We start from the raw sequence: 19900 nt of genomic DNA on the forward strand, positions 1-19900 counted from the left end.
TTTCATCGGCCTTTTTTGCGTGCGCCGCCGTCCGCTCACGCATCGACCGCGACCAGCCCCGCCGCGGCCGCCATCGGCAGCCACAGCATCGTGTCGGCCAGCACTTCGTCCGGCGCCCTGCCACTGGACTGCGCCGCCTGCCGCGCGCATTGCGCGAGCGGCGCGCCGCCGGCCAGCGCTTGCAGGCAGTAGAACTGCCACGGCGGCAACTCCTGCATGGCAAGCCGGTAATGCAGGCGCGAGATGGCGACAAAGGCGGGAGCGGCCACGGGCTGGGCCGGCACGGCGTCGTCGGGCGCCGCTTGCGCCTGCTGCCAGAAAGCACACAGGGGGAACGACAGCGCCAGCAGCCGCGTGCACGGCGCCAGGCGCCAGGCCGGCGCCATTCCCAGCATCAAGTCCAGGCCGGAAGGCAAGATTGGCGGCGGCCGTTTTTCCAGCCCCGGCGCCCTGCCCGCTTCGCTGCGCGCCCGCTCCAGCTGCGCCAGTTCGACGGCAAAGCGCAAGGCGTCTCCCTGTGCCCCGGCGCCACGCTGGCTGGCGGCGAGAAAATCGGCAAAACCGCCGCCCAGCTCATACAAGGTGGGGGAAGCGGACGGGTGGCGCCACACATAGGCGCGGGCAAAGAAGGCGAACAGCTCGTCGCCCATCACCTTGCGCAAGACGGGATAGTCGGCCTGCAGGCATTCGAGCAGGCGCTGCACGTAGCCGTCCGCATGGATGTGCAGCGGCGCAGGCCCACCCCGCGCCCGTTTCAATACTTGCTCCTGCGTCAGGCCGTGGCGCTCGCTGGCCAGCTGCGCCCCGTGCACGGCACCGCCGGGCGCCGTCGTGGCCGTCAGGAACCACGCCTGCAATTGCGCCAGCGGCGCGCCATTACCGTGCATGGGCCGCCTCCAGGTGAAAGCCCAGCGGCGTGGAGACGGCGGCGGCAACCTTGGCTGGCGCGGCGTCCGCGAATTCGCCCCGCACCGCCGCGCGCGCCTTGTCCAGTTCGACCAGCAGTTGCGGATACGGGGGAATCTCCGCATCCCATTCCAGCAGGGCCGACACGCCGCCCGTCAGCTGCTGCGCCAGCGCGTACAGGCGCCAGACGGCGGCCGGCACGGGCGCATCGTGGGTATCGATCAGCATGGCGCCGCAGACGGTCGGCCCGGCCAGGTGGATCTGCACGATGTGGTCGTGCGGCAACTGGCGGATGTAGGCGGCCGCCTCGTAGCCGTGGTTATGCGCACTGACGTGGACATTATTGACGTCGAGCAATATCCCGCAGCCCGTGTCCTCGGCCAGGCGCCCCAGGAATTCCCATTCCGGCATGCTGGACTGGGCAAACTCCACGTAGGTGCTGGGGTTTTCCAGGATCAGGGGACGGCCGAGGAATTCCTGCACTTGCCGCACGCGCGCGCCCACGTGGCGCAGGCTGGCCTCGTCCAGCGGCAGCGGCAGCAAGTCGTGGCTGTTGAGCGAGGCGGCGCCCGTCCAGCACAGGTGGTCGGAAATCCACATGGGCCGGATCTCGGCGGCCAGCTGGCGCAGCTTGCGCAGGTAGGCCAGGCTCAGGGGATCGCTGCTGCCGATCGACAGCGACACGCCATGCATGACGATGGGCACCTGCGCCGCCACCTGCTCGAGCACGTGCCGCGCATAGCCGTGGTTGTCGATGAAATTTTCGCTGATGATCTCGAACCAGTCCACCTGCGGCCCGTGGCGCAGGATGTGCTCGTAGTGCGGCGGGCGCAGCCCCACGCCCAGGCCCAGATTAGGCAGGCCCAGGCGCGGCCGCGCCTCGTGCAGGATGCCCCGCATCAGGTCGACGGCGGCAAGGCCAGGCGCAGGTCGGTGGGCGCCGGGGGCGCTCCCACTGGCGTGCCGCGCGCCGCCATCACCTTGCCGTAGGCTTCCCAGGCCTTGTCATAGACGTTGTCGCCCAGCGTAAAGCTCATGGTCTGGCCCAGAGGCTTGCTGCGGTGCTCGGGCGCGGGGCCGAAATCGTACAAGATCATGGTGGCGGGCTCGGGCGGTTCCTTGCCCGTGGTGTTCGGATACAGCTGCGAGGCCGAAATCGGCACGGCGCAGCCGCCGAAGCTCGCGCATTTGTTGTCGCTGGGCGCGCTGTAGACTTTATCGTCCGCCGGCGGAGGTGGCGGCACATAGCATGGCGAGCCCGGCGCTGCGGCGGCCTTGACCGAATGGCCGCAGGAGGAGCCGCCCGTGTCGGCCTGGGCAAAGCCGCAGCCGCCCTGGGCGTGGCAGCCGTTGGAGCCGCGGCACGTATGGTAGACGGCCAGCGCGGCGCAGGTGGACGACGCTTCGCCCTCGAGGTGCATGCCTTGGCAAGCGTGGTACAGCACGCTCTTGTCGGCCAGCGGCACGCCCGTCGCCAGGTTCGGCGCCTGGCCCAGCACGGCCCAGCAAATGGCCATGCGGTCGCCCGCGCCCACCATCGACGGATACGGGAAGTCCAGTTGCTGGTTCAGCCAGTACTGGTCCAGCACGGAAGTGATGCCGTAGATGGCGCCCGTTGCCACCGTGCTCAGCATTCCTAGGGTGCCGCTGGTATCCTTCAGGCGGTTCAGGGCGCCCGCCACGTCGGCCGGCGCGGGGATGTTCTTCGGTGCGGTGGCCGGATTGTAGCGCTCGTTGGTCAACATGGCTTCGCTCCAGCGCTGGCCTTCCCTGTGCCAGCCGGCCCAGGTCTTCACGGGCAGCATGGACTTGACTTTGCCGAAGCGCTCGTAATGGTCGAACGGGGCGCTGTCGTGGCGCGCCTGCGCGTCGCGCGATTCGGCCTCCTTGCCGTTGTTCGCGTAGGACGGGTAATCGCACTGCAAAGCGGCCAGGTCCTCGCGGTAGTCGGGCTGCACGGCCATCAGGCGCTGCGCCGCGTCGCGCCGGTAGCGCTGGATGGCCGCTTCGCTGCCCTCGCCCTGGTCCGTGATGGCCGCCATCATGTCGATGGCCTTGTTGAACGAACCCGTCTGGCCGCTATCCTGGTCCTGCGGGCCGAAGCAGGTGTCGAAGCAGGGAAATTCCGCCCGCGCATGGCCCTGGACCCGGCTGTTGAACATGTCCTGCTGCACCGAGCCGTTGACGAACAGTTTTTGCCACAGGGTCTGGCCATCCGTGTATTCGATGCTGATGTAGCGCGCATAGCATTCGTACATGTAGCCGATGGTGCCGAACAGGGGCAGATCGTGCACATGCTTGCCCGGCGTCCAGCCCGGCAGGGGCACTTCCGGGAAGTATTTCGTGTGGTCCTGGCTGTCGAACTCGGCCAGTTGCGCGCGGGCCTGCTGTTCCGGTTGCTCGATGGCGAGGAACAGGTCGCACTGGTTGTCGTTCAGTTCTTCCAGGTTGACGCGCACGTGGCGATAGCCGGATGTGTCCTGCAAGTCGACGATGTGCGGGATCACGGTGCAGTGCTCGCCGTAGCAGGTCCAGCCATGTTCCTGCGATTGCAGCTCCGACCCCGTGAAGCATGGCGCCGTACCGATGGCCGTGGCCAGGTTGGCAGCCATCTGCAGGTGCAGCATTTCCTGGATGAAGACGCTGAAGATGATATTGAAGGCTTTCTGCTCGGCCAGTTCGGGACGGGCTGTCGTGCCCATGCCCGGCCACTGGCGGCCTTCGTAATACGTGATGCCTTTCGAGTTGATCTGGTGCGTGCCCTGGATCGAATACATGGTGGCCATGTACAGGGGAATGGTGAACAGTTCCACGCTGACGGCCGCCTGGGCGATGGCGCGCACGGCCGCCGTATCGGTGGCCAGCATGTCGAGCGGACGGTTGCTGATGGCGGGCTGGGTGCTTCCTAAAACGGGCATTTTCATTCTGTCTCTCCACAGGAAGGATGCGTTTCGGATATCGGGCCGCACCGCGCCATCTGCGCGCGCTGATTACGGCAAGAAATCATACGCCTGGGAAAGATACTTTTGCGGCAAGATTTATGCGCTGATCAAGGGTCAATGCAGACCGCCTTACACCGTGAAAATAGGCGTTTTCAGCTGCCATTCGATGACAATTGAATAGAATCGGCAAAAGCTGTGCGTGTATAAGCGCCGCACCGGCAGGCGCCGGCGCGTGGCTTGCATGGTGATAGTCAGGCGGCGGGCGGCGGCTGGAAGGCGCAAAAGCCGGGCCACTGCTCGCGGCTGTCGCATACTTTCAGGCAGCCTTTGTTGTCCTTGAACGTGGCGACGACCTTGATGGGAAAACCATAGTGTGGCGTGGTGGCCAGGAAGGCCGATGAGCAGCTTTGCTCGTTGCTGAAGCGGAAAGTGATTTCTTCGCGGCGGCCCTTGCGCTCAAAGCTCAGCATGAAGGTTTCATTGCTGTTCCACTGCGCCTTGCCCGGCACGCGGAAGCGGTAGCGCGGGTTGCCCGCCTGCTGGCCATCCAGTTTCTGGCCAAAGACGCGGCTGCTGGCCGTGGCCGTCTCGACCTTGGCAACCGGATACACGACGCCAAAGATATAGGTGCCGGCAAACCCCTGGTCGAAGCCGAGTCCCTTCTGGTAAAACGGCACGACGATGTGCGGCGCGCCCGTGTACTCGACGGTATTGCGCGCCGTCACGCGCGACGTCAGCTTGTCATCGGGCTCTTTGCCGAAGACCACGTCCAGTTCCAGCAAGGCTTGTTGCTTGTCGATATCTTGCGCCAGATAATCCTTGGGGAACATTTCGCCGTGCACGCAGCCGGCCAGCAGGGAGGCGGCGCAGCAGCCGGCGATCAGTTTGGATATTGTCATGGCTGTTTTCCTTCCGGCGGCGCGGAAATGAGGCCCAGCCCCGTCACTTGCAAGCCGTTCTTGCCTTGTTTCCATTGAAATTGCTGGCCGAACCAGGCCAGTTCCAGCTCGCGCCGGATACGGATCGAATCCGTGCGGCCCTTGCCCGCCTTGATGGCGGCGCCCGCCTGCGCGGAAGCGGTCTCGGACAAGGGTTTCAACCACCGTTGATAGGTATCGGGCGGCAAGGCCAGCACGCCGGCCACGCCGTCGTCGCGCGTGGCGACGATAATCCCCACCTTCGTCAGCGCATTCGTCAGATAGGCGCCGCGCCGCCCGTCTGGCGAGACGGAAACCAGCATGGCACGCGGATAGTCGCCGCTGACGTTGCCCGGCACGTCAAACCACAGCAGCTCGCCCGTGCCCGTATCGAGCGCGCGGCCGTCGCGGGGAAACAGCAGCATCTCGGGACGGCCCGGCTGCGGCACGCCCCATTCGGGGTCGCGCTCCGTGCGCACCATATTGTCGCGCTGCAAGGGACTGATGGGGCGCATCAGCGGTTCGCCATTCTGCACGCCGATCAGTATCGTGCCCTGGCCCGTATAGCCCTTGGTAAAGGCCAGCAGCATGGGCTGGCCTTCGCGCGTGGCCTTGATGGGCCGCACTTCCACCACTTCGCGCGCGCCGCCGGGCCAGTAGCCGTGCCGGCGGAAAGACAAGGTGACGAGAGCGTCGTAACGGCCATTCGTGACGGCAAAGTCGCCGTATTGCCTGACCACCGGCATGTTGGGCGTCTGCGCCTGTGCGGCGGGCCAGATGGCGGCAAGCAGGCTGGCGACGGCCGCCAGGCGGCATAAAGAGAGGGACAGCATGGCATCCTGTAAAGGTCGCACTGGGCGAAGAATCAGAATTCTAAACGATTCCTCGCCAGCAACACTGCCCAATTGGAAACATCAACGGCGCTGGATTTCGATCAGCTCGATCTCGAACAGCTTCGGCCACAGTTTGCCCGTGACAAACAAGCGTTTGCCCCGTGCATCCCAGGCGATACCGTTGAGCACGGCATCGGGATTGGCCGTGCCCCGCTGTTCCGGCGGCAGCAAGCCTGTCAGGTCGATCCAGCCGACAACTTTACCGCTGGCCGGATCGATGCGGGCGATCACGTCCGCGCCCCACACATTGGCGTACAGCTCGCCGTCGACTATTTCCAGTTCGTTCAGGCGCTCGATGGCACGGCCTTCCGCCTTCACCTCGAAGCGGCGCACCTCGGCCAGGGTTTTCGGATTGAGCACGCGGATGGCGGAGCTGCCGTCGCTCATGTAGACGAACTTGCCATCGCTGGCCAGGCCCCAGCCTTCGCCCTGGTAGCTGAAGGTGCGCTTGAGCTTGAAGGTTTTATGGTCGAACACATAGCCGGTCTTCGACACCCAGGTCAGGCCCAGGATTTCATCGCCCACGTCCGTGATGCCTTCGCCAAACACTTTTTTGTCGAGCATGCTTTTCTGCAGCACCTTGCCCGTCGCCAATTCCACCTTGCGCAAGGAAGACTGGCCGTTCTGGCCCGTGCTTTCATACAGATGGCCATCCTTGAACAGCAAACCCTGGGTAAATGCTTGGGGGTCGTGCGGATAGGTATTCTTGACGAAATAGCCATACACGGGGATGGCGGCCTGGGCATAGCCCATTTCGCTCATCAGTCCCACCGTGCATAACAATCCCAGCAGCAGCGAGCCTGCCGTGCGTTTCAGTCTGGTTTTACCTGTGTTCTTCATATGCTTGGCGGTGGTTGGCGAGCGGCTATTGTAATCGCCCGGGCTGCGCCATGCGCACCCTGACGAGCTCGAGCCAGGCGCGGGCGGCAAACGACAGCCGCCCTCCGCGGCGCCAGGCCAGCATCAGATTCCACTCCACAGGGGGACCATCGAGGGGAATGACTGTAAATTGCGTTTGATCCAGGGTATCGCAATACATCTTCGGCAGCAGGCATATGCCCACGCCCAGCTGCACCAGCGAGGCAATGAAATCCCACTGCCCGCTGCGGCCCGTGATGCGCGGGGCGAAACCGGCCCGCTGGCAGGCGTCGAGCACGATGTCGTTCAAGGCAAACGCGGCGCCGTAGAAAATGAAGGGACTGTCGGCCAGCTCGGCCAGGGCCACGGAAGCGCGCCCCTGCCACGGCGAGCCGGGCGCGGCCAGCAGGCACAGCGGCGAGCGCACGAGGGGCAAGGCTTCGAAATCCTGCCACGTGGCCGCATTGCCCGGGTAGTCGAGCATGGTGCCCAGTTCCACCGTGCCGGTGCGCAAGTCGCGCTCGATCGCCTGTGTGCCGCTTTCATACATCTTCAGCTCGATACCGGGATAGCGCTGATGGTACTCGGCCAGCCACGGCGCCAGGGTCGAGTGCGTCTGCGGCGACACGCCAACGCGCAGTTCCCCCCGTTCCAGCTGCTGCAAGTCGCGCAATTCCACCTTCAGTTCCGCGTGCAGGGCCAGCAATTCATGCGCGCGCGACAGCACCACCTTGCCCGCGTCCGTCAGGGTAAAGCGCTTGCCCGCGCGGTCCAGCAAGGCCAGGTCCAGCGACTGTTCCAGCTGGGCGACCATCTTGCTGACGGTGGGTTGCGTCACGTGCAGCCTGGCGGCCGCGCGCGTAAAACTGTTCTGTTCCACCACTTCGACGAAGTAGCGCAGGGAGCGGATATCCATGATGCATTCCAAACTCGAATGATAATCATGAGTTTAAGTCATTTTATCTTTTGATGCGGGGTCCCTACAATGAAACCTTCCCCCTGCCGCTAGAAAGCCTGCCGTGAAAGCCGTCCCTTATTCCACTACCGCCCCACTCTCCGTCCCTGCCTGGCGCCAGCCCGCGCAGACCGTGTGGCAAGTGGGCATCTTGATCGCCGCCTGGTGGCTGGCCGACGAGGCCGCCTCCGCCCTGCACCTGCCGTTTTCCGGCGGCGTCGTGGGTCTGTTCGTGCTGGTGGCCTTGCTGCTGGCAGGCTGGGTGCGGCCCGCCGCCATCGAACTGGGCGCGAACTGGCTGCTGGCCAATATGCTGCTGTTCTTTATCCCGCTGGTCGTGTCGGTGGTGCAATTTACGCAGCTGTTGAAGTCACAGGGTGTAATGCTGTTCGTAAATATCGGTCTGGGCTTTGCCAGCGTGATGCTGGCCACGGCGTTCACCGTGGAATGGGTGTGCGGCTATGAACGCAAGCTGCGCCTGCAAAAACTGCTGCGCCAGCGCGCAGCGAGGGCCCAAGCATGAACACCGTGCTCCTGTCACTGCTGTTCTTGCTGCTGACCCTGGTGCTGTTCTACGCCAACCAGGCGCTGCACCGCCGCCATCCGCACTTTTTGCTCACGCCCGCCATCTGCACCTCGGCGTTACTGATCGTCATCGTGCAGGCCACCTCGACGCCGTTCGCCACGTATTTCGGCGAGACGCACTGGCTGCCGTGGCTGCTGGGACCGGCCACCATCGCCTTCGCGCTCCCGATCTTCCAGGAGCGCAAGCTGATCCGCAAGCACTGGCTGGCCCTGTCGCTGGGCAGCTGCGCCGGCATCGTCGCGTCGGTCGCCGCCACCCTGCTGCTGGACCGCTTGCTGGGCGTGCATGGCGACATGGCGCGCAGCCTGCTGGCCCGTTCCGTATCGACGCCGTTCGCGCTGGAAGCGTCGCGCCATATGGGCGGCTCGGCCCAGCTGACGGGCATCTTCGTCGTCATGACGGGCCTGTTCGGCCTGATGCTGGGCAAACCGCTGCTGAAACTGCTGCCCTTGCGCATGCGCATCGCCCGTGGCGCGCCGTATGGCGCGGCTGCGCACGGCTTTGGCTTGTCCGTGGCGCGCCGGATCGGCACGGAAGAAGGCGCCGTGGCCAGCCTGACGATGATTTTTTCCGGTGTCGTGACGGTGCTGCTGGCGCCGCTGCTGGGGCGCTTGCTAGCTTAACGTTCCCTCGGCTCGATTGCGGCAGGTCAAAGCGGCAAGCGCGGGTTGGGCGATAGTGTGCGGACTCCCGTTCGCCCACCCTCCCGGAAACCCTATGGCAAGCACATCCAATCCAGGGCCGCAGGCCCTGCAAGTCGACTATTTTTCCGCCAGCGACCAGTTCCTGTTCACGCAGACGGCCGCCGATCTGCTGGAGCAGCAGGCCAATCTCGACCTTGATGCCCAAGTCGATGCCGGCCTGGCCTACCAGGTCAGCCAGTTCCAGTCGCAAATGAAGAGCCGCGCGATGACCGCCGGCGACCGCATCTTGCCCGCCTACATCGGTTTGCTGAGCCAGGCGACGGCCTTTGCCGCGCTATGGAACGCCGCCTACCAGCTGCAACGGCCCCGGCTGGCGCAAGCGGCGCTGGATGCCGGCACACGCGCCGACATCGCGCAGGTCTACCGGCAACTGGCCGTGCAATCGGGGCACATCAACCAGCAAGCCCAGGCGCTGACGGGCGACATGCGCGTCAGCGCCGGCGAACTGGCGCCGCTCAACGCGGGCTTCAATACGGCGCTGTCCGCCACCATCGCCGCCCTCGGCGCCGCCGCCAGCGCGTCATCGGCCAGCATCGACCAGCTGAAAGCCGCCATCAACACGAATATCGCCGATATCGTCGCCGGTGCCAACAAGACGGGCGCTGCCGTGACGGAATTGATCGTCAAGACCATGACCACCATCAGCGATGCCCAGGGTGATGGAAAGACCGCGCCATCGGGCGACTTCGTGGTGCAAGGCATCGATGCGGCGGAACAGGGCGTGGCCGAAACGGCCCAGGCCCGCGCGGCCCTGAACGCCAACAATGCCCTGCTGGCCAGCGCCTACCAGCAGCTGGCCGGCGCCGATGCGCTGGTGGCCGTGGCCAAGGTGGTGCAGGTACAGAACAGCCAGTTCAGCAGCGCCTTTCACAACGCACTCGACACGGCCCAGGTACTGGCCGAGGACTGGGGCCAGTCGCCGCAAGCACCGCCAGCGACGGGCATCAGCGCCGGTCTGGCCGCCTTTGCCGATGCCGTCGCCGGCATGGCCAGCAGCGCCGACACCGAAACGCTGGGCGGGCAGCTCGACTACGCCAACACGGCGTGGCAGCTGCTGGCCGCCAGCTTGGCGCCGCTGGAGCAAGCCATGACAGGCGCTTCCTGAACGGTGCGCCACCGCTTGTTTATCCGACCGCCCACACAATGACCCATCCGACCAGGAGCCGCGCATGTCGAATCAAAACCAGGCAGCACAAGGCATCAGCACCGCCAACAAATCGCAGTGTTCACAAGCGCTGCTGATACAAACCTACGCCAACAGCATCAACGAGCAGCCCAGCGTGGATTTTTCGGGCGACGCCAATTTGCTGAAATACCAGTCGCAAATCAACGATGGCCTGAGCCAGGCGCAAACCCACGCCACGGCCTACCTGAATGTCATCCAGCCCACGATCATTGCCAACATCGCCAATATCGGCAATTACTACGCGCTCAACAACGCCGTGCTGACGGCCTTGCCAACCGGCTCGACGGAGGCGCAATGGATCGCTACCCTGACGGCGCTGCAACAGCAATCCCAGCAATACCAGACGGCCGCGAATGGCGTCGTCAGCGCCCTGCAGACCTTGCACGACAACCTGACCACGGATTCCGCCTCGTTTTCCACCACCGTCAGCGACTTGAACGCGGCCGTGAATGGCGACAATGGCGTGCTCAGCTCCATCAATAGCCAGCTCAGCACCATCCAGGGGCAGATCGACGGCGCCATTGCCGGCACCGTGCTGAGCGGGCTGGCCATCGTCGGCGGCACCTTCATGGTCGTCGTCGGCGGCGTGGCCGATTTCGTCACGGCAGGCACGTCGACGCCGCTGGTGGTGGCCGGTGTGGCCGTCGTGGCCGCCGGTATAGGCGGCGAAGTGGCGTCGGCCATCACCCTGAAAAACCTCAACGATGAAAAGGCGACCCTGCTGGGGCAGGAAGCGTCGCTGACGGCCGAAGTCAAGCTGGCCACCGGCATCAGCAGCGGCTATGCCAGCCTGTCGAACCAGGTGCAGGCGGCCGTGCAATCGGCCACGCAGATGGAAAACGCGTGGGAATTCCTCAGCAGCGACCTGGGCAGCCTGATCAGCGACCTGCAGCAAGGCATACAAAACACGGACACCATCCGCACCCTGTTCCTGACGGCCGCCAACACGGAAATGCAAGCCGTCACCACGGACATCACCACCATCAAGGGCCAGATGACGGGCGTCACCAGCATCGTGGCGCCCAAGGGCCAGACGGTGGGCGAAGCGGCCGTTGCCGCGGCGGCGTGAGCGCCATGGCCGGCCTGCTGACGCAAACCCTCGCCAACCTGCTGGCCGCGCAGCAGCAGATCGCGGCCCTCGGTGGCTTGCCGCCAGCCGCCCAGCAGATCCAGGCCGGATGCAATGCCTTGATCCAGCCCATGGTGATGCAGACGCGAACGCTGCAACAGGCTGTTGCCGCCTTCGTCCAGGCGGCAACGCCGCAGCTGGCGCAAGTGCAAAGCATGCTGTCGGCGCAGGCGCCGCTGCCCGATATCAAGGCGGCGATGTCGGCCCTGCAGCAGCAGGCACGGCAGCTGCAGGGCACGGCCAATGGCACGGCCGGCACGCTGACGGCGCAAACGGCGCAATTGATGGGCTATTTCAACCAGCTTGCCGGTGTCGAAGCGGGCTTGCAAAGCCAGGTCACGGCATTGCAGGGGCAACTGGGCGACGCGCAAAGCGAACTCGATGCGGCGCAGAAGCGCTATTACTATCTGCTGGCGCTGGGTCCGTTCGGCCTCGTCGGCCTGGCCGTGGCGCTGGGCCTGTACTTGAAATGGAAGTCCGATGTCAGCGACCTGCAAGGCCAGATCGGCGGCTTGAATGGCCAGATCGGCGCCTTCAATGGCATGAAGGCGGCGTGCCAGCAGCTGGGCACGGATTGCCAGGGCCTCGCCGCCAGCATGTCGGGCGTGCGCAACGCCGTCAATTTTCTCGTCAGCGACTTGCTTGAGGTCAGCGGCGACCTGGACGCGGGCGATGCCGCGGTCGTCATTGCCCTGATGGCGACGGCCGCCAGCACGGAACTGGCCACCCTGGGCACGGATGCCGCTTGAGCCGCCTGAGGTCCATTGCTTGCAGGGACTGACGGCACGGGCGTTTATCGGGGATAATACGTCTTTCCCCTTGCCAGCACCCGCGCCACGATGAAATACCCCGCAGTTCAGCCTTTCAGCGATATCCTGCCCCGCTTGAGCGAGTTCGATGCCATCATCGATGTGCGCAGCCCGTCCGAGTTCGCGGAAGACCACTTGCCAGGCGCCATCAACCTGCCCGTGCTCGACGACGAACAGCGCGTGCGCGTCGGTACCTTATACAAGCAGACTAGCGCGTTTGAAGCGAAGAAGCTGGGCGCGGCGCTGGTGGCGAAGAATATTGCGCGGCATATCGAAGACGGTTTGCTCGGCCACCCGCAGCACTGGAAACCGCTCGTCTACTGCTGGCGCGGCGGCAACCGCAGCGGCGCCATGGCGCACATCCTCGCGCGCATCGGCTGGCCCGTCACGCAGCTCGAGGGCGGCTACAAGGATTACCGGCGCCACGTGAACGCCGAGCTGGCCACCCTGCCCGAGCGCTTCGACTTCATCAATGTGCTGTGCGGCCCCACGGGCAGCGGCAAGAGCCGCTTGCTGCAAGTGCTGGACACGCAAGGCGCGCAAGTGATCGACCTGGAGCAATTGGCGGCCCACCGCGGTTCCGTGCTGGGCGGCTTGCCCGAGGAAGACCAGCCATCGCAAAAAGCGTTTGAAAGCGCGCTATGGCAGCAACTGCGCACTTTCGACCCGCAACTGCCCGTGTTCATCGAATCGGAAAGCAAGAAAGTGGGCCGTTTGCGCGTGCCCGATGCGCTGATGGACAAGATGCGCGCGGCCGATTGCACGGACGTGCTCCTGGCCACGGACCAGCGCGTGCAATTGCTGATGCAGGACTATGCGCATTTCGTCGGCGACCCGGCCCGCCTGAACGTGCAGCTGGCCCTGCTGACGCAGCTGCATGGCAAGGAGAAAATTGCCCACTGGCAGCAACTGGCCACCTCTGGCCGCATGGCCGAGCTGGTGGAAGAATTGCTGGTCCAGCATTACGACCCCGTCTACCGCCAGTCGATCGCCCGCAACTTCAGCCGCTACGCCCAGGCGACGCCGCTGGTGCTGCCCGACATTTCAGAACATGCCTTTGAGCAAGCCGCGCGTGCATTATGTGCTATCGTCGGCGGCAACCGTACTGCCAGCGCCGCGTGATGCCTGGCTTGCCACCCAATTACCTATTTCAGCAGGATGAAGACCATGTCCGATAGCGCAGCAACACCTAATACACCGATCCGATTGACCGAATTTGCCCATGGCGGCGGCTGCGGCTGCAAAATTGCGCCGGGCGTGCTGGCCGACATTTTAAAGGGCAGCGGCGGCTTTCCCCTGCCGAAGGAATTGCTGGTCGGCATAGAAACCTCGGATGACGCGGCCGTCTACCAGCTCAACGACGAGCAGGCGCTGATCGCCACGACGGATTTCTTCATGCCTATCGTTGATGATCCGTTCGACTTCGGCCGCATCGCCGCCACCAACGCCATTTCCGACGTGTACGCCATGGGCGGCACGCCCATCATGGCCTTGGCCCTGGTCGGCATGCCGATCAACAAGCTGCCCGTGGAAACCATCGGCCTCATCTTGAAAGGGGGCGAAACCATCTGCGCCCAGGCCGGCATCCCCATCGCGGGCGGCCACACCATCGATTCCGTCGAGCCGATCTATGGCCTCGTCGTGCTGGGCCTGGTCCACCCGTCGCAGGTAAAACGCAATGCGGGCGCGCGCGCCGGCGACAAACTGGTATTGGGCAAGCCGATCGGCGTGGGCATCCTGTCGGCCGCGCTGAAGAAGAATGCGCTCGATGCGGGCGGTTACGCTTCCCTGATCGACAACACCACCAAATTGAATACCCCGGGCAAGAAACTGGCCCTGCTCGATGGCGTGCATGCGCTGACGGATGTGACGGGCTTCGGCTTGCTGGGCCATACCCTGGAACTGGCGCGCGGCGCCAAGTTGCAGGCGCGTATCGCCATGGATGCCGTGCCGCTGCTGCCGCAAGTGCAGCAACTGGCGCAAAAAGGCAACATCACGGGCGCCTCCGGCCGCAACTGGCAGGGCTACGGCGCGCAAGTGGCGCTGGCCGACAGCCTGAGCGCCATCGACAAGGCGATTCTGACGGACCCGCAAACGGCCGGCCCCCTGCTGGTGGCCTGCGCGCCGGAAGCCGTCGAGCAAGTGCTGGCGATTTTCCGCGCAGAAGGTTTTGCCGACGCCACAGTGATTGGCGACGTGCTGGAAGGCACGACCGGGGTTTCCGTATTTTAATGAATAATTTTTTAAAGGCAGTCCCATGACCACATTCTCGAAATTTCCCGCCATCCTGGCCACCGTCGCCGCCACCCTGGCCATCCACAGCGGCCTGGCGCAAGCGCAGCAAGTGTTGCGCGTGTCCGCCATTCCCGACGAAGCGCCGACGGAATTGCAGCGCAAGTTCAAGCCGCTGGGCAGCTACCTGGAGAAAAAGCTGGGCATGAAAGTGGAATTTACGCCCGTCACCGATTACGCGGCGTCCGTGGAAGGCTTGATCAATAACAAGCTCGACATGGTCTGGTTCGGCGGTTTTACTTTCGTGCAAGCGAACGTGCGCAGCGGCGGCAAGATCGTGCCGCTGGTGCAGCGCGAGGAAGACACGAAATTCCGCTCGGTTTTTGTGACCACCAGCAAGGACATCAACCAGTTGTCCGACCTGAAAGGCAAGAATTTCACGTTTGGTTCGGAATCGTCGACCTCGGGCCACTTGATGCCACGCTACTACTTACTGGCAGCCAAGATCAATCCTGACACGGACATGAAGCGCATCGCGTTTTCCGGCGCGCATGACGCCACCGTGGCGGCAGTGGCCGGCGGCAAGGTCGATGCGGGCACCTTGAACATTTCTGTTTGGGAAAAACTGGTCGAAGCGAAAAAGGTCGATCCCAGCAAGGTGCGCGTGTTCTACACGACACCAGGCTACTACGACTACAACTGGAGCGTGCGCGCCGACATGAACCCCGCCGTGCGCAAGAAGCTGACGGACGCCTTCCTGGCGCTGGACCCGTCTACGGCCGAAGGCAAGGAAATCCTCGAATTGCAGCGCGCCACCAAGTTCATCCCGACCAAGGCCGAGAACTACAAGGATATCGAAGCGGCCGCGCGCGATGCGAAGCTGTTGAAGTAACTTTATTGCCGAACCTGTCGGATTACGTCCTGCGGACTAATCCGACCTACGCTGTCCGTTGTATGGCGTAGGTCGGATTAGCGGCGCAGCCGCGTAATCCGACACCGCCCCAAAAAAAACCGAAACATCGCATGACATTCCAACTTCACAAGGTCAGCGTCCACCACGCGGGCGCGCCCGGCAATGCGCTGGCCCTGCGCGAGCTTAGCCTGGACGTGGCCCAAGGTGAACAGATCGCCCTGATCGGCCCTTCCGGCGCCGGCAAGACCAGCTTGCTCCATACCCTGGCGTGTGCGCTGCGCCCCGAATCGGGCATATTGAACATTCTTGGCACTTCACCCTGGCAAGTCGCCAGCGCCGCGCGCCACCGCTTGCGTGCGCGCCTGTTCCTGGCGCCGCAAACGCCGCCGCTGCCGCCGCGCCAGCGGGTCGTCAACGCCGTGCTGGCAGGCCGCTTGCCGCAATGGAATTTGTGGACGGCCATCCGCTCGCTGCTGGCGCCCATCGACCCGCGCACCGCGTGGGAAGCGCTCGGTAAATTCAACCTGCAAGACAAGCTGTATGCGCGTGTTGACCGCTTGTCCGGCGGCGAACGCCAGCGCTGCGGCATGGCCCGCGCGCTCGTGTCGAACGCGGAAGTCTTCCTCGTCGACGAGCCCTTGTCCGCGCTCGATCCCACACTGGCTTTGCAGACGATCCATGTGCTGCAGGCCGAAGCAACGGAACGCAACGCCACCCTGATTTGCAGCTTGCACCAGGTGGAGATCGCCCGAGCCTGCTTTACGCGCATCGTCGCCCTGCGCGATGGCCAGATCGTCTTCGACTTGCCTGGCGCCGAGGTCAGCGACGCGATGATCGCAGCGCTGTACCGCAACAAGGCCGACCCCGCGCCGCAATTCGAGGCCGTGGAAACAAATCTGGACGCCGCGAGGCCCCTTTGCTGAAGAGCACCGCCATGCCGCGCGACCCCTCCTGGCGCGGCCGCCTGACCGGCGCTGCCGTCGTGCTGCTCGTGCTGTGGCCGATGCTGGTGCAGGCCGAATTCAAGCCGTGGATCTTATGGGATGCGCAAAGCCTGGCCGCCACCTGGCAATTCATCGCCAGCTTCGTGCCGCCCGCCCACTCGCTGGAATTCCTGCAACTGGTAGCTATTTCCAGCTGGGAAACCATTGCCATGGCCACGGCCGGCATGGCGCTGGCCATGCTGGGCGCCATCCCATTGACCTTGCTGGTGACTGAGCGGCTGTCGATTTCGCGCATCGGCTCTGGCCGAGTGTCGCCGCTGGCTGCCAGCGTGCGCCACGCCGTGCGCGCGCTGCTGGTGCTGCTGCGCAGCGTGCCGGAACTGGTCTGGGCCTTGCTGCTGGTGCGCATCGTCGGCCTGGGACCGACGGCGGGCGTGATCGCCATTGCGCTCACTTATTGCGGCATGCTGGGCAAGATCTACGCGGAAATCCTCGAGTCGTCGGATGCGTCCGCCTGCAACGCCCTGCTCCACAACGGCAGCGGCCGCTTGAAAGCCTTGCTGTACGGCGCCTTGCCCGAGTCGGCCGCCGAACTGGTGTCGTACACGATTTACCGCTGGGAATGTGCGATCCGCGGCTCCGTCGTCATGGGTTTTGTCGGCGCGGGCGGCCTGGGCCAGCGCATGGATGAATCGATGAAGATGATGGCGGGCAGCGAACTGGCCACGATGCTGATGGTGTTCGTGCTGCTGGTGGCGGGTGCAGACGCCGTGTCCGCCATGCTGCGCCGGAGGCTGGCATGAAGCATCACCTTGACGCCATGCTGCCCACCCCGTCGCCCGTGCGCTGGTCGACCTGGGCCTTGCTGGCCGGTTTGCTGCTGCTGGTCATCGCCAGCTTCGCCACCCTGCCCCTGAAATGGGGCGAATTCTTCAGCGCCGACGCCGTGCGCACGAGCGCCGACTTCCTGCACGGCTTCGCCCCGCCCGAGCTGGCGCCGAACTTCCTCATGAAAGTGGGCGTCGCCACGTTCGAGACCCTGGCCATGTCGGCCATCGGCACGGTGATCGCGACACTCGTGGGCGCGCTGCTGGCCCTGCCCGCCAGCGGCCGCTTTGGTCGCTTGGCGCGCAATGCCACGCGCGCGATACTCAACGTGCTGCGCTCGATTCCCGAACTGGTATGGGCTTCGATTCTGCTGATCGCCGCCGGCCTGGGCCCGTTCGCGGGCACCCTGGCGCTGGCGCTGCATACGATGGGCGTGCTGGGCCGATTGTTTGCCGATGCGTTTGAGAATTGCCCGCCCTTGCCCGCCGCCACCTTGCGCATCAATGGCGCGCGTCCTGCCGTGGCGTTCCTGTACGCCACCTTGCCCCAGTGCGGGCCGCAGATGATGTCGTACACCTTGTACCGCTGGGAAAACAATATCCGCGCCGCCGCCATTCTCGGCGTCGTCGGTGCTGGCGGCCTGGGGCAAATGCTGAAATACCATCTGTCGCTGTTCCAGATGCAAAACGCCGCTACCGTCATCGTCGCCATGCTGCTGATGGTGGCCGCCGTCGATGGCCTCAGCTACCTGCTGCGCCGCGCCATGACCCGTTAATTTTTTACTTTTCACAAGGAAAACCCATGTCAGGCTGGTGGACCATTATCTCGACAGACACGCCGGAGCAAATGGCCGACATGACGAAAGTCAACAAAGACGCTTTTCTCGCCACGTGGGAAGCGGGCCTGTTCGGCGCCGACTGGATCGCCCAGCTGTGCCACGATGGCAAGGCAACCCAGCTGTCGTCGAACGGCTTTCCCAACCGCTACACGGCGCCGGCGAACGTCGTCGTGCCCCTGCTGCAGGCGGGCATCGCCGAGGCGCAGGATGGCGAATTTCCACAGGACCGGCTCACAGGCTGGCCCGGCTGCATTACCGTGCACCAGGACCGCATCGCCGCCTGTGAACCCGGTCAACTGCTGACCATCGAAGTGTGGGATCAATCGTAAATGATGATCAAAGGCAAATGGTTTAGACTGATGCGCAGCCGCAACTAGAGGAGTTCATGATGGGATTGGCAATTTCGGTCGGCGCCCTTGCCGACCTGCAGGAAGAAGACCCGGAAGGCGCGCAGTGGCTCGTCACCGCTTTGGAAGAAGCCAATCTGCTGCTGCAAAAGGCGGGGCTGCCACAGCACAACGAACCGGCCACGCTGCCGCAACTGGACTCGCGCGTCATGCTCGATTCCTTTCCATACAGCTTCCTGCACACGCTGCGCCGCGCGTATGCCCATGCACGCCTCGATGCGCAATGGCGTGCCACGCCACTGGCCGACGGCGAGGATGCAACGGAGGATCCGGTGCTCGATGCCGCGCAGGATGACTTTGACAGCCACCTGATCTGCCATTCCGATTGCGAAGGTTTTTATTTCCCCCTCGTCTTCGAGGAAGTCATTTTTGCCGATAAGGAACACGCGCTGCTGGGTGGCATGCTAGGCTCCTCGTACAGCCTGCGCGCTGAACTGGTCACGGTCGCGCCCGCGCTGGGCATATTTCTGCTGGGCGACGAACTGAGCGATGAAGAAGCGGCCCGCATCAATGCGCGCATCGACGCGGAGGACGGCCTGGAACGCGAACTGGTCGCCTGGCTGGCCGCGTACGAGGCATGCCGGCTCAGCATCGAGCACAAGACGGCGATCGTCTTCAATTGAGTATGCTGATACGCACCACCACCGCCGCCGATTGGCCGGCACTGAAGTCCACGCGCCTGGCCGCCCTGCTCGACGCGCCCACGGCCTTTGGCGCCAGCCACGCCAGCGCCGCCGGTTTTTCCGATGCCGACTGGCAGCAGCGCGCCACCAGCACGCCCCAGCGCACGTTTTTCCTCGCCTTTGATGGAGAACACCCCATCGGCCTGGCCGCGCAAGTGGTGGCCGGCAATGGCGAGTGCCACCTGATCGCCATGTGGGTGCATCGCGAATATCGGGGCATGGCCGTGGCGCAAGGCCTGGTCGACGCCGTGAAACAATGCGCTGTCGGCAATGGCCATCGTCGGCTGGTGCTCGACGTGGCACCGGAAAATGCACGCGCGGCCGCGTTTTACCGGAAACAGGGCTTTGTCTTTTTACCGGAGTGGGAAGCGCTGGAAAGCCATCCGCATATCCAGGTGCAGAAGATGGAGTGGCTGGCGCCGGCATAGGTATTAATCAGTACAAAGGTGCAAAGTGATGCTGCGATCTATTTCCACACTCCTGATATTGACCGCCCTTGCCGGCAAGGCGAGCGCAGCGAATATTCCCGATATCGTTCTTGAATATGCCCATGCGTTTGCGCAAACACAGGCGGCGGACAAGCAAGCATCCACGCCGCCAGCCGACTACGCGCAATGGTTCTTTGAGGGCTTGACCCATCCCTCCGGCGGCATCGTGACGCAATCGGCCGCCATGCGAGATGCCTACGTGAATGGCCAACGCTATTGGCGCGATCATCCGTCCGAACGGACCAACATCATGGCAGGCTATGGCTACCGTGCCGTCGAGCGCGATGGCGTCTGGTCGCGGGGCTTTGAAAAGAGCGTTTTCCAACCGGCCCATGTTGACCTGGACGGTGACGCCGGCGCATGGTGGTTCAACTCCTTCGGCAGCGTCGCGTGGCGGGACGTCGGCCTGGTGGCGCCCAATTCAAGCTATGAGCAGCCGCGCGTGCATATTGCCGGTTATCTCAGTCCCAAAGGCCATTACGGCCATCTGGGCGCCTATGAACATGAAGTCCTGGTCACGTCGGGCGTCGCCGTGCAAGCTGCGGATCATTGATGGTGAATCCGGATAAACGCGATTTCAGGCACTCCATTCATCCCGATTGACATCCTGTCTTAAAAACCACCTGGCGCCTGTGTTTTTTTCTACACTCTGCCAAGGTGAGATTACTTGGGATTCAAATGA

General features: G+C 64.1%; 22 protein-coding genes. 15 read left to right on the forward strand and 7 right to left on the reverse strand.

Annotated elements, in window-relative coordinates:
- Positions 1 to 35: 35 nt before the first annotated feature.
- The 7 genes from AC54AG_RS07090 to AC54AG_RS07120 all read right to left on the reverse strand — a co-directional run bounded on the left by AC54AG_RS07090 (position 36) and on the right by AC54AG_RS07120 (position 7432).
- Complete coding sequence (locus AC54AG_RS07090) at positions 36 to 887, reverse strand: HvfC/BufC family peptide modification chaperone (RefSeq protein ID WP_496629874.1); 852 nt, start codon at positions 885 to 887, stop codon at positions 36 to 38.
- Entirely contained in the window at positions 877 to 1806 is a 930-nt protein-coding gene (gene bufB, locus AC54AG_RS07095) for an MNIO family bufferin maturase (protein ID WP_496629875.1), read from the reverse strand. The genes AC54AG_RS07090 and bufB overlap by 11 nt, the downstream gene beginning before the upstream one ends.
- Positions 1806 to 3830: a ferritin-like domain-containing protein gene (locus AC54AG_RS07100; RefSeq protein ID WP_496629876.1), complete on the reverse strand. Its 2025-nt coding sequence runs from the start codon at positions 3828 to 3830 to the stop codon at positions 1806 to 1808. Before AC54AG_RS07100 ends, bufB begins: the two co-directional genes overlap by 1 nt.
- 269 nt (positions 3831 to 4099) lie before the next feature.
- Positions 4100 to 4747 carry a hypothetical protein gene (locus tag AC54AG_RS07105; protein WP_331776568.1) on the reverse strand — a complete coding sequence of 216 codons (648 nt, stop codon included), beginning with the start codon at positions 4745 to 4747 and terminating at the stop codon, positions 4100 to 4102.
- A complete protein-coding gene (locus AC54AG_RS07110) occupies positions 4744 to 5598 on the reverse strand; it encodes a hypothetical protein (protein ID WP_496629877.1) in 855 nt (284 codons plus the stop codon). The genes AC54AG_RS07105 and AC54AG_RS07110 overlap by 4 nt, the downstream gene beginning before the upstream one ends.
- An 81-nt stretch (positions 5599 to 5679) precedes the next feature.
- A complete protein-coding gene (locus tag AC54AG_RS07115; protein WP_217653633.1) occupies positions 5680 to 6498 on the reverse strand; it encodes a glutaminyl-peptide cyclotransferase in 819 nt (272 codons plus the stop codon).
- Between the two features lie 25 nt (positions 6499 to 6523).
- A complete protein-coding gene (locus tag AC54AG_RS07120) occupies positions 6524 to 7432 on the reverse strand; it encodes a LysR family transcriptional regulator (protein WP_496629878.1) in 909 nt (302 codons plus the stop codon).
- Positions 7433 to 7535: 103 nt separating this feature from the next.
- Here AC54AG_RS07120 and AC54AG_RS07125 point away from each other — a divergent pair, with 103 nt between their 5' ends.
- From AC54AG_RS07125 to AC54AG_RS07195, 15 genes are all read left to right on the forward strand, one after another.
- On the forward strand, positions 7536 to 7994 hold the full coding sequence (locus tag AC54AG_RS07125; RefSeq protein ID WP_496629879.1) for a CidA/LrgA family protein: 459 nt from the start codon (positions 7536 to 7538) through the stop codon (positions 7992 to 7994).
- A complete protein-coding gene (locus AC54AG_RS07130; protein WP_070302365.1) occupies positions 7991 to 8680 on the forward strand; it encodes an LrgB family protein in 690 nt (229 codons plus the stop codon). The genes AC54AG_RS07125 and AC54AG_RS07130 overlap by 4 nt, the downstream gene beginning before the upstream one ends.
- A 94-nt stretch (positions 8681 to 8774) precedes the next feature.
- On the forward strand, positions 8775 to 9866 hold the full coding sequence (locus AC54AG_RS07135; protein ID WP_070302363.1) for a hypothetical protein: 1092 nt from the start codon (positions 8775 to 8777) through the stop codon (positions 9864 to 9866).
- Between the two features lie 64 nt (positions 9867 to 9930).
- Positions 9931 to 11016, forward strand: coding sequence for an HBL/NHE enterotoxin family protein (locus tag AC54AG_RS07140; RefSeq protein ID WP_496629880.1), 1086 nt, complete (start codon positions 9931 to 9933; stop codon positions 11014 to 11016).
- A 5-nt stretch (positions 11017 to 11021) separates the two neighbouring features.
- Positions 11022 to 11825, forward strand: coding sequence for a hypothetical protein (locus AC54AG_RS07145; protein ID WP_331776561.1), 804 nt, complete (start codon positions 11022 to 11024; stop codon positions 11823 to 11825).
- 90 nt (positions 11826 to 11915) lie between these two features.
- A complete protein-coding gene (mnmH, locus tag AC54AG_RS07150; protein WP_072453573.1) occupies positions 11916 to 13007 on the forward strand; it encodes a tRNA 2-selenouridine(34) synthase MnmH in 1092 nt (363 codons plus the stop codon).
- A gap of 45 nt (positions 13008 to 13052) precedes the next feature.
- Positions 13053 to 14117 carry a selenide, water dikinase SelD gene (gene selD / locus AC54AG_RS07155; protein ID WP_496629881.1) on the forward strand — a complete coding sequence of 355 codons (1065 nt, stop codon included), beginning with the start codon at positions 13053 to 13055 and terminating at the stop codon, positions 14115 to 14117.
- Between the two features lie 25 nt (positions 14118 to 14142).
- A complete protein-coding gene (locus AC54AG_RS07160; protein WP_219329010.1) occupies positions 14143 to 15009 on the forward strand; it encodes a putative selenate ABC transporter substrate-binding protein in 867 nt (288 codons plus the stop codon).
- 131 nt (positions 15010 to 15140) lie between these two features.
- Positions 15141 to 15953: a phosphonate ABC transporter ATP-binding protein gene (locus AC54AG_RS07165; RefSeq protein WP_331776559.1), complete on the forward strand. Its 813-nt coding sequence runs from the start codon at positions 15141 to 15143 to the stop codon at positions 15951 to 15953.
- A gap of 11 nt (positions 15954 to 15964) precedes the next feature.
- Positions 15965 to 16777 carry a PhnE/PtxC family ABC transporter permease gene (locus AC54AG_RS07170; RefSeq protein WP_496629882.1) on the forward strand — a complete coding sequence of 271 codons (813 nt, stop codon included), beginning with the start codon at positions 15965 to 15967 and terminating at the stop codon, positions 16775 to 16777.
- On the forward strand, positions 16774 to 17577 hold the full coding sequence (gene phnE / locus AC54AG_RS07175) for a phosphonate ABC transporter, permease protein PhnE (RefSeq protein ID WP_496629883.1): 804 nt from the start codon (positions 16774 to 16776) through the stop codon (positions 17575 to 17577). The genes AC54AG_RS07170 and phnE overlap by 4 nt, the downstream gene beginning before the upstream one ends.
- Positions 17578 to 17603: 26 nt before the next feature.
- The gene (locus AC54AG_RS07180) at positions 17604 to 17969 is read left to right on the forward strand and encodes a hypothetical protein (RefSeq protein ID WP_331776556.1); all 366 of its coding nucleotides are present in this window, start codon (positions 17604 to 17606) and stop codon (positions 17967 to 17969) included.
- 56 nt (positions 17970 to 18025) lie between these two features.
- On the forward strand, positions 18026 to 18670 hold the full coding sequence (locus AC54AG_RS07185; protein ID WP_331776555.1) for a putative DNA-mimic protein: 645 nt from the start codon (positions 18026 to 18028) through the stop codon (positions 18668 to 18670).
- Between the two features lie 2 nt (positions 18671 to 18672).
- Complete coding sequence (locus AC54AG_RS07190; protein ID WP_072453568.1) at positions 18673 to 19158, forward strand: GNAT family N-acetyltransferase; 486 nt, start codon at positions 18673 to 18675, stop codon at positions 19156 to 19158.
- 28 nt (positions 19159 to 19186) lie between these two features.
- The gene (locus AC54AG_RS07195; RefSeq protein ID WP_331776554.1) at positions 19187 to 19771 is read left to right on the forward strand and encodes a hypothetical protein; all 585 of its coding nucleotides are present in this window, start codon (positions 19187 to 19189) and stop codon (positions 19769 to 19771) included.
- Positions 19772 to 19900: the final 129 nt, after the last annotated feature.

It is taken from the genome of Janthinobacterium sp. BCJ23 (assembly GCF_059617945.1).

Excerpts from the sequence above, each read along its gene's own strand:
- AC54AG_RS07090 (WP_496629874.1), bottom strand. The coding sequence starts at position 887 with ATGCACGGTAATGGCGCGCCGCTGGCGCAATTGCAGGCGTGGTTCCTG.
- bufB (WP_496629875.1), bottom strand. The coding sequence starts at position 1,806 with ATGCGGGGCATCCTGCACGAGGCGCGGCCGCGCCTGGGCCTGCCTAAT.
- AC54AG_RS07100 (WP_496629876.1), bottom strand. The coding sequence starts at position 3,830 with ATGAAAATGCCCGTTTTAGGAAGCACCCAGCCCGCCATCAGCAACCGT.
- AC54AG_RS07105 (WP_331776568.1), bottom strand. The coding sequence starts at position 4,747 with ATGACAATATCCAAACTGATCGCCGGCTGCTGCGCCGCCTCCCTGCTG.
- AC54AG_RS07110 (WP_496629877.1), bottom strand. The coding sequence starts at position 5,598 with ATGCTGTCCCTCTCTTTATGCCGCCTGGCGGCCGTCGCCAGCCTGCTT.
- AC54AG_RS07115 (WP_217653633.1), bottom strand. The coding sequence starts at position 6,498 with ATGAAGAACACAGGTAAAACCAGACTGAAACGCACGGCAGGCTCGCTG.
- AC54AG_RS07120 (WP_496629878.1), bottom strand. The coding sequence starts at position 7,432 with ATGGATATCCGCTCCCTGCGCTACTTCGTCGAAGTGGTGGAACAGAAC.
- AC54AG_RS07130 (WP_070302365.1), top strand. The coding sequence starts at position 7,991 with ATGAACACCGTGCTCCTGTCACTGCTGTTCTTGCTGCTGACCCTGGTG.
- AC54AG_RS07135 (WP_070302363.1), top strand. The coding sequence starts at position 8,775 with ATGGCAAGCACATCCAATCCAGGGCCGCAGGCCCTGCAAGTCGACTAT.
- AC54AG_RS07140 (WP_496629880.1), top strand. The coding sequence starts at position 9,931 with ATGTCGAATCAAAACCAGGCAGCACAAGGCATCAGCACCGCCAACAAA.
- AC54AG_RS07145 (WP_331776561.1), top strand. The coding sequence starts at position 11,022 with ATGGCCGGCCTGCTGACGCAAACCCTCGCCAACCTGCTGGCCGCGCAG.
- mnmH (WP_072453573.1), top strand. The coding sequence starts at position 11,916 with ATGAAATACCCCGCAGTTCAGCCTTTCAGCGATATCCTGCCCCGCTTG.
- selD (WP_496629881.1), top strand. The coding sequence starts at position 13,053 with ATGTCCGATAGCGCAGCAACACCTAATACACCGATCCGATTGACCGAA.
- AC54AG_RS07160 (WP_219329010.1), top strand. The coding sequence starts at position 14,143 with ATGACCACATTCTCGAAATTTCCCGCCATCCTGGCCACCGTCGCCGCC.
- AC54AG_RS07165 (WP_331776559.1), top strand. The coding sequence starts at position 15,141 with ATGACATTCCAACTTCACAAGGTCAGCGTCCACCACGCGGGCGCGCCC.
- AC54AG_RS07170 (WP_496629882.1), top strand. The coding sequence starts at position 15,965 with ATGCCGCGCGACCCCTCCTGGCGCGGCCGCCTGACCGGCGCTGCCGTC.
- phnE (WP_496629883.1), top strand. The coding sequence starts at position 16,774 with ATGAAGCATCACCTTGACGCCATGCTGCCCACCCCGTCGCCCGTGCGC.
- AC54AG_RS07180 (WP_331776556.1), top strand. The coding sequence starts at position 17,604 with ATGTCAGGCTGGTGGACCATTATCTCGACAGACACGCCGGAGCAAATG.
- AC54AG_RS07185 (WP_331776555.1), top strand. The coding sequence starts at position 18,026 with ATGATGGGATTGGCAATTTCGGTCGGCGCCCTTGCCGACCTGCAGGAA.
- AC54AG_RS07190 (WP_072453568.1), top strand. The coding sequence starts at position 18,673 with ATGCTGATACGCACCACCACCGCCGCCGATTGGCCGGCACTGAAGTCC.
- AC54AG_RS07195 (WP_331776554.1), top strand. The coding sequence starts at position 19,187 with ATGCTGCGATCTATTTCCACACTCCTGATATTGACCGCCCTTGCCGGC.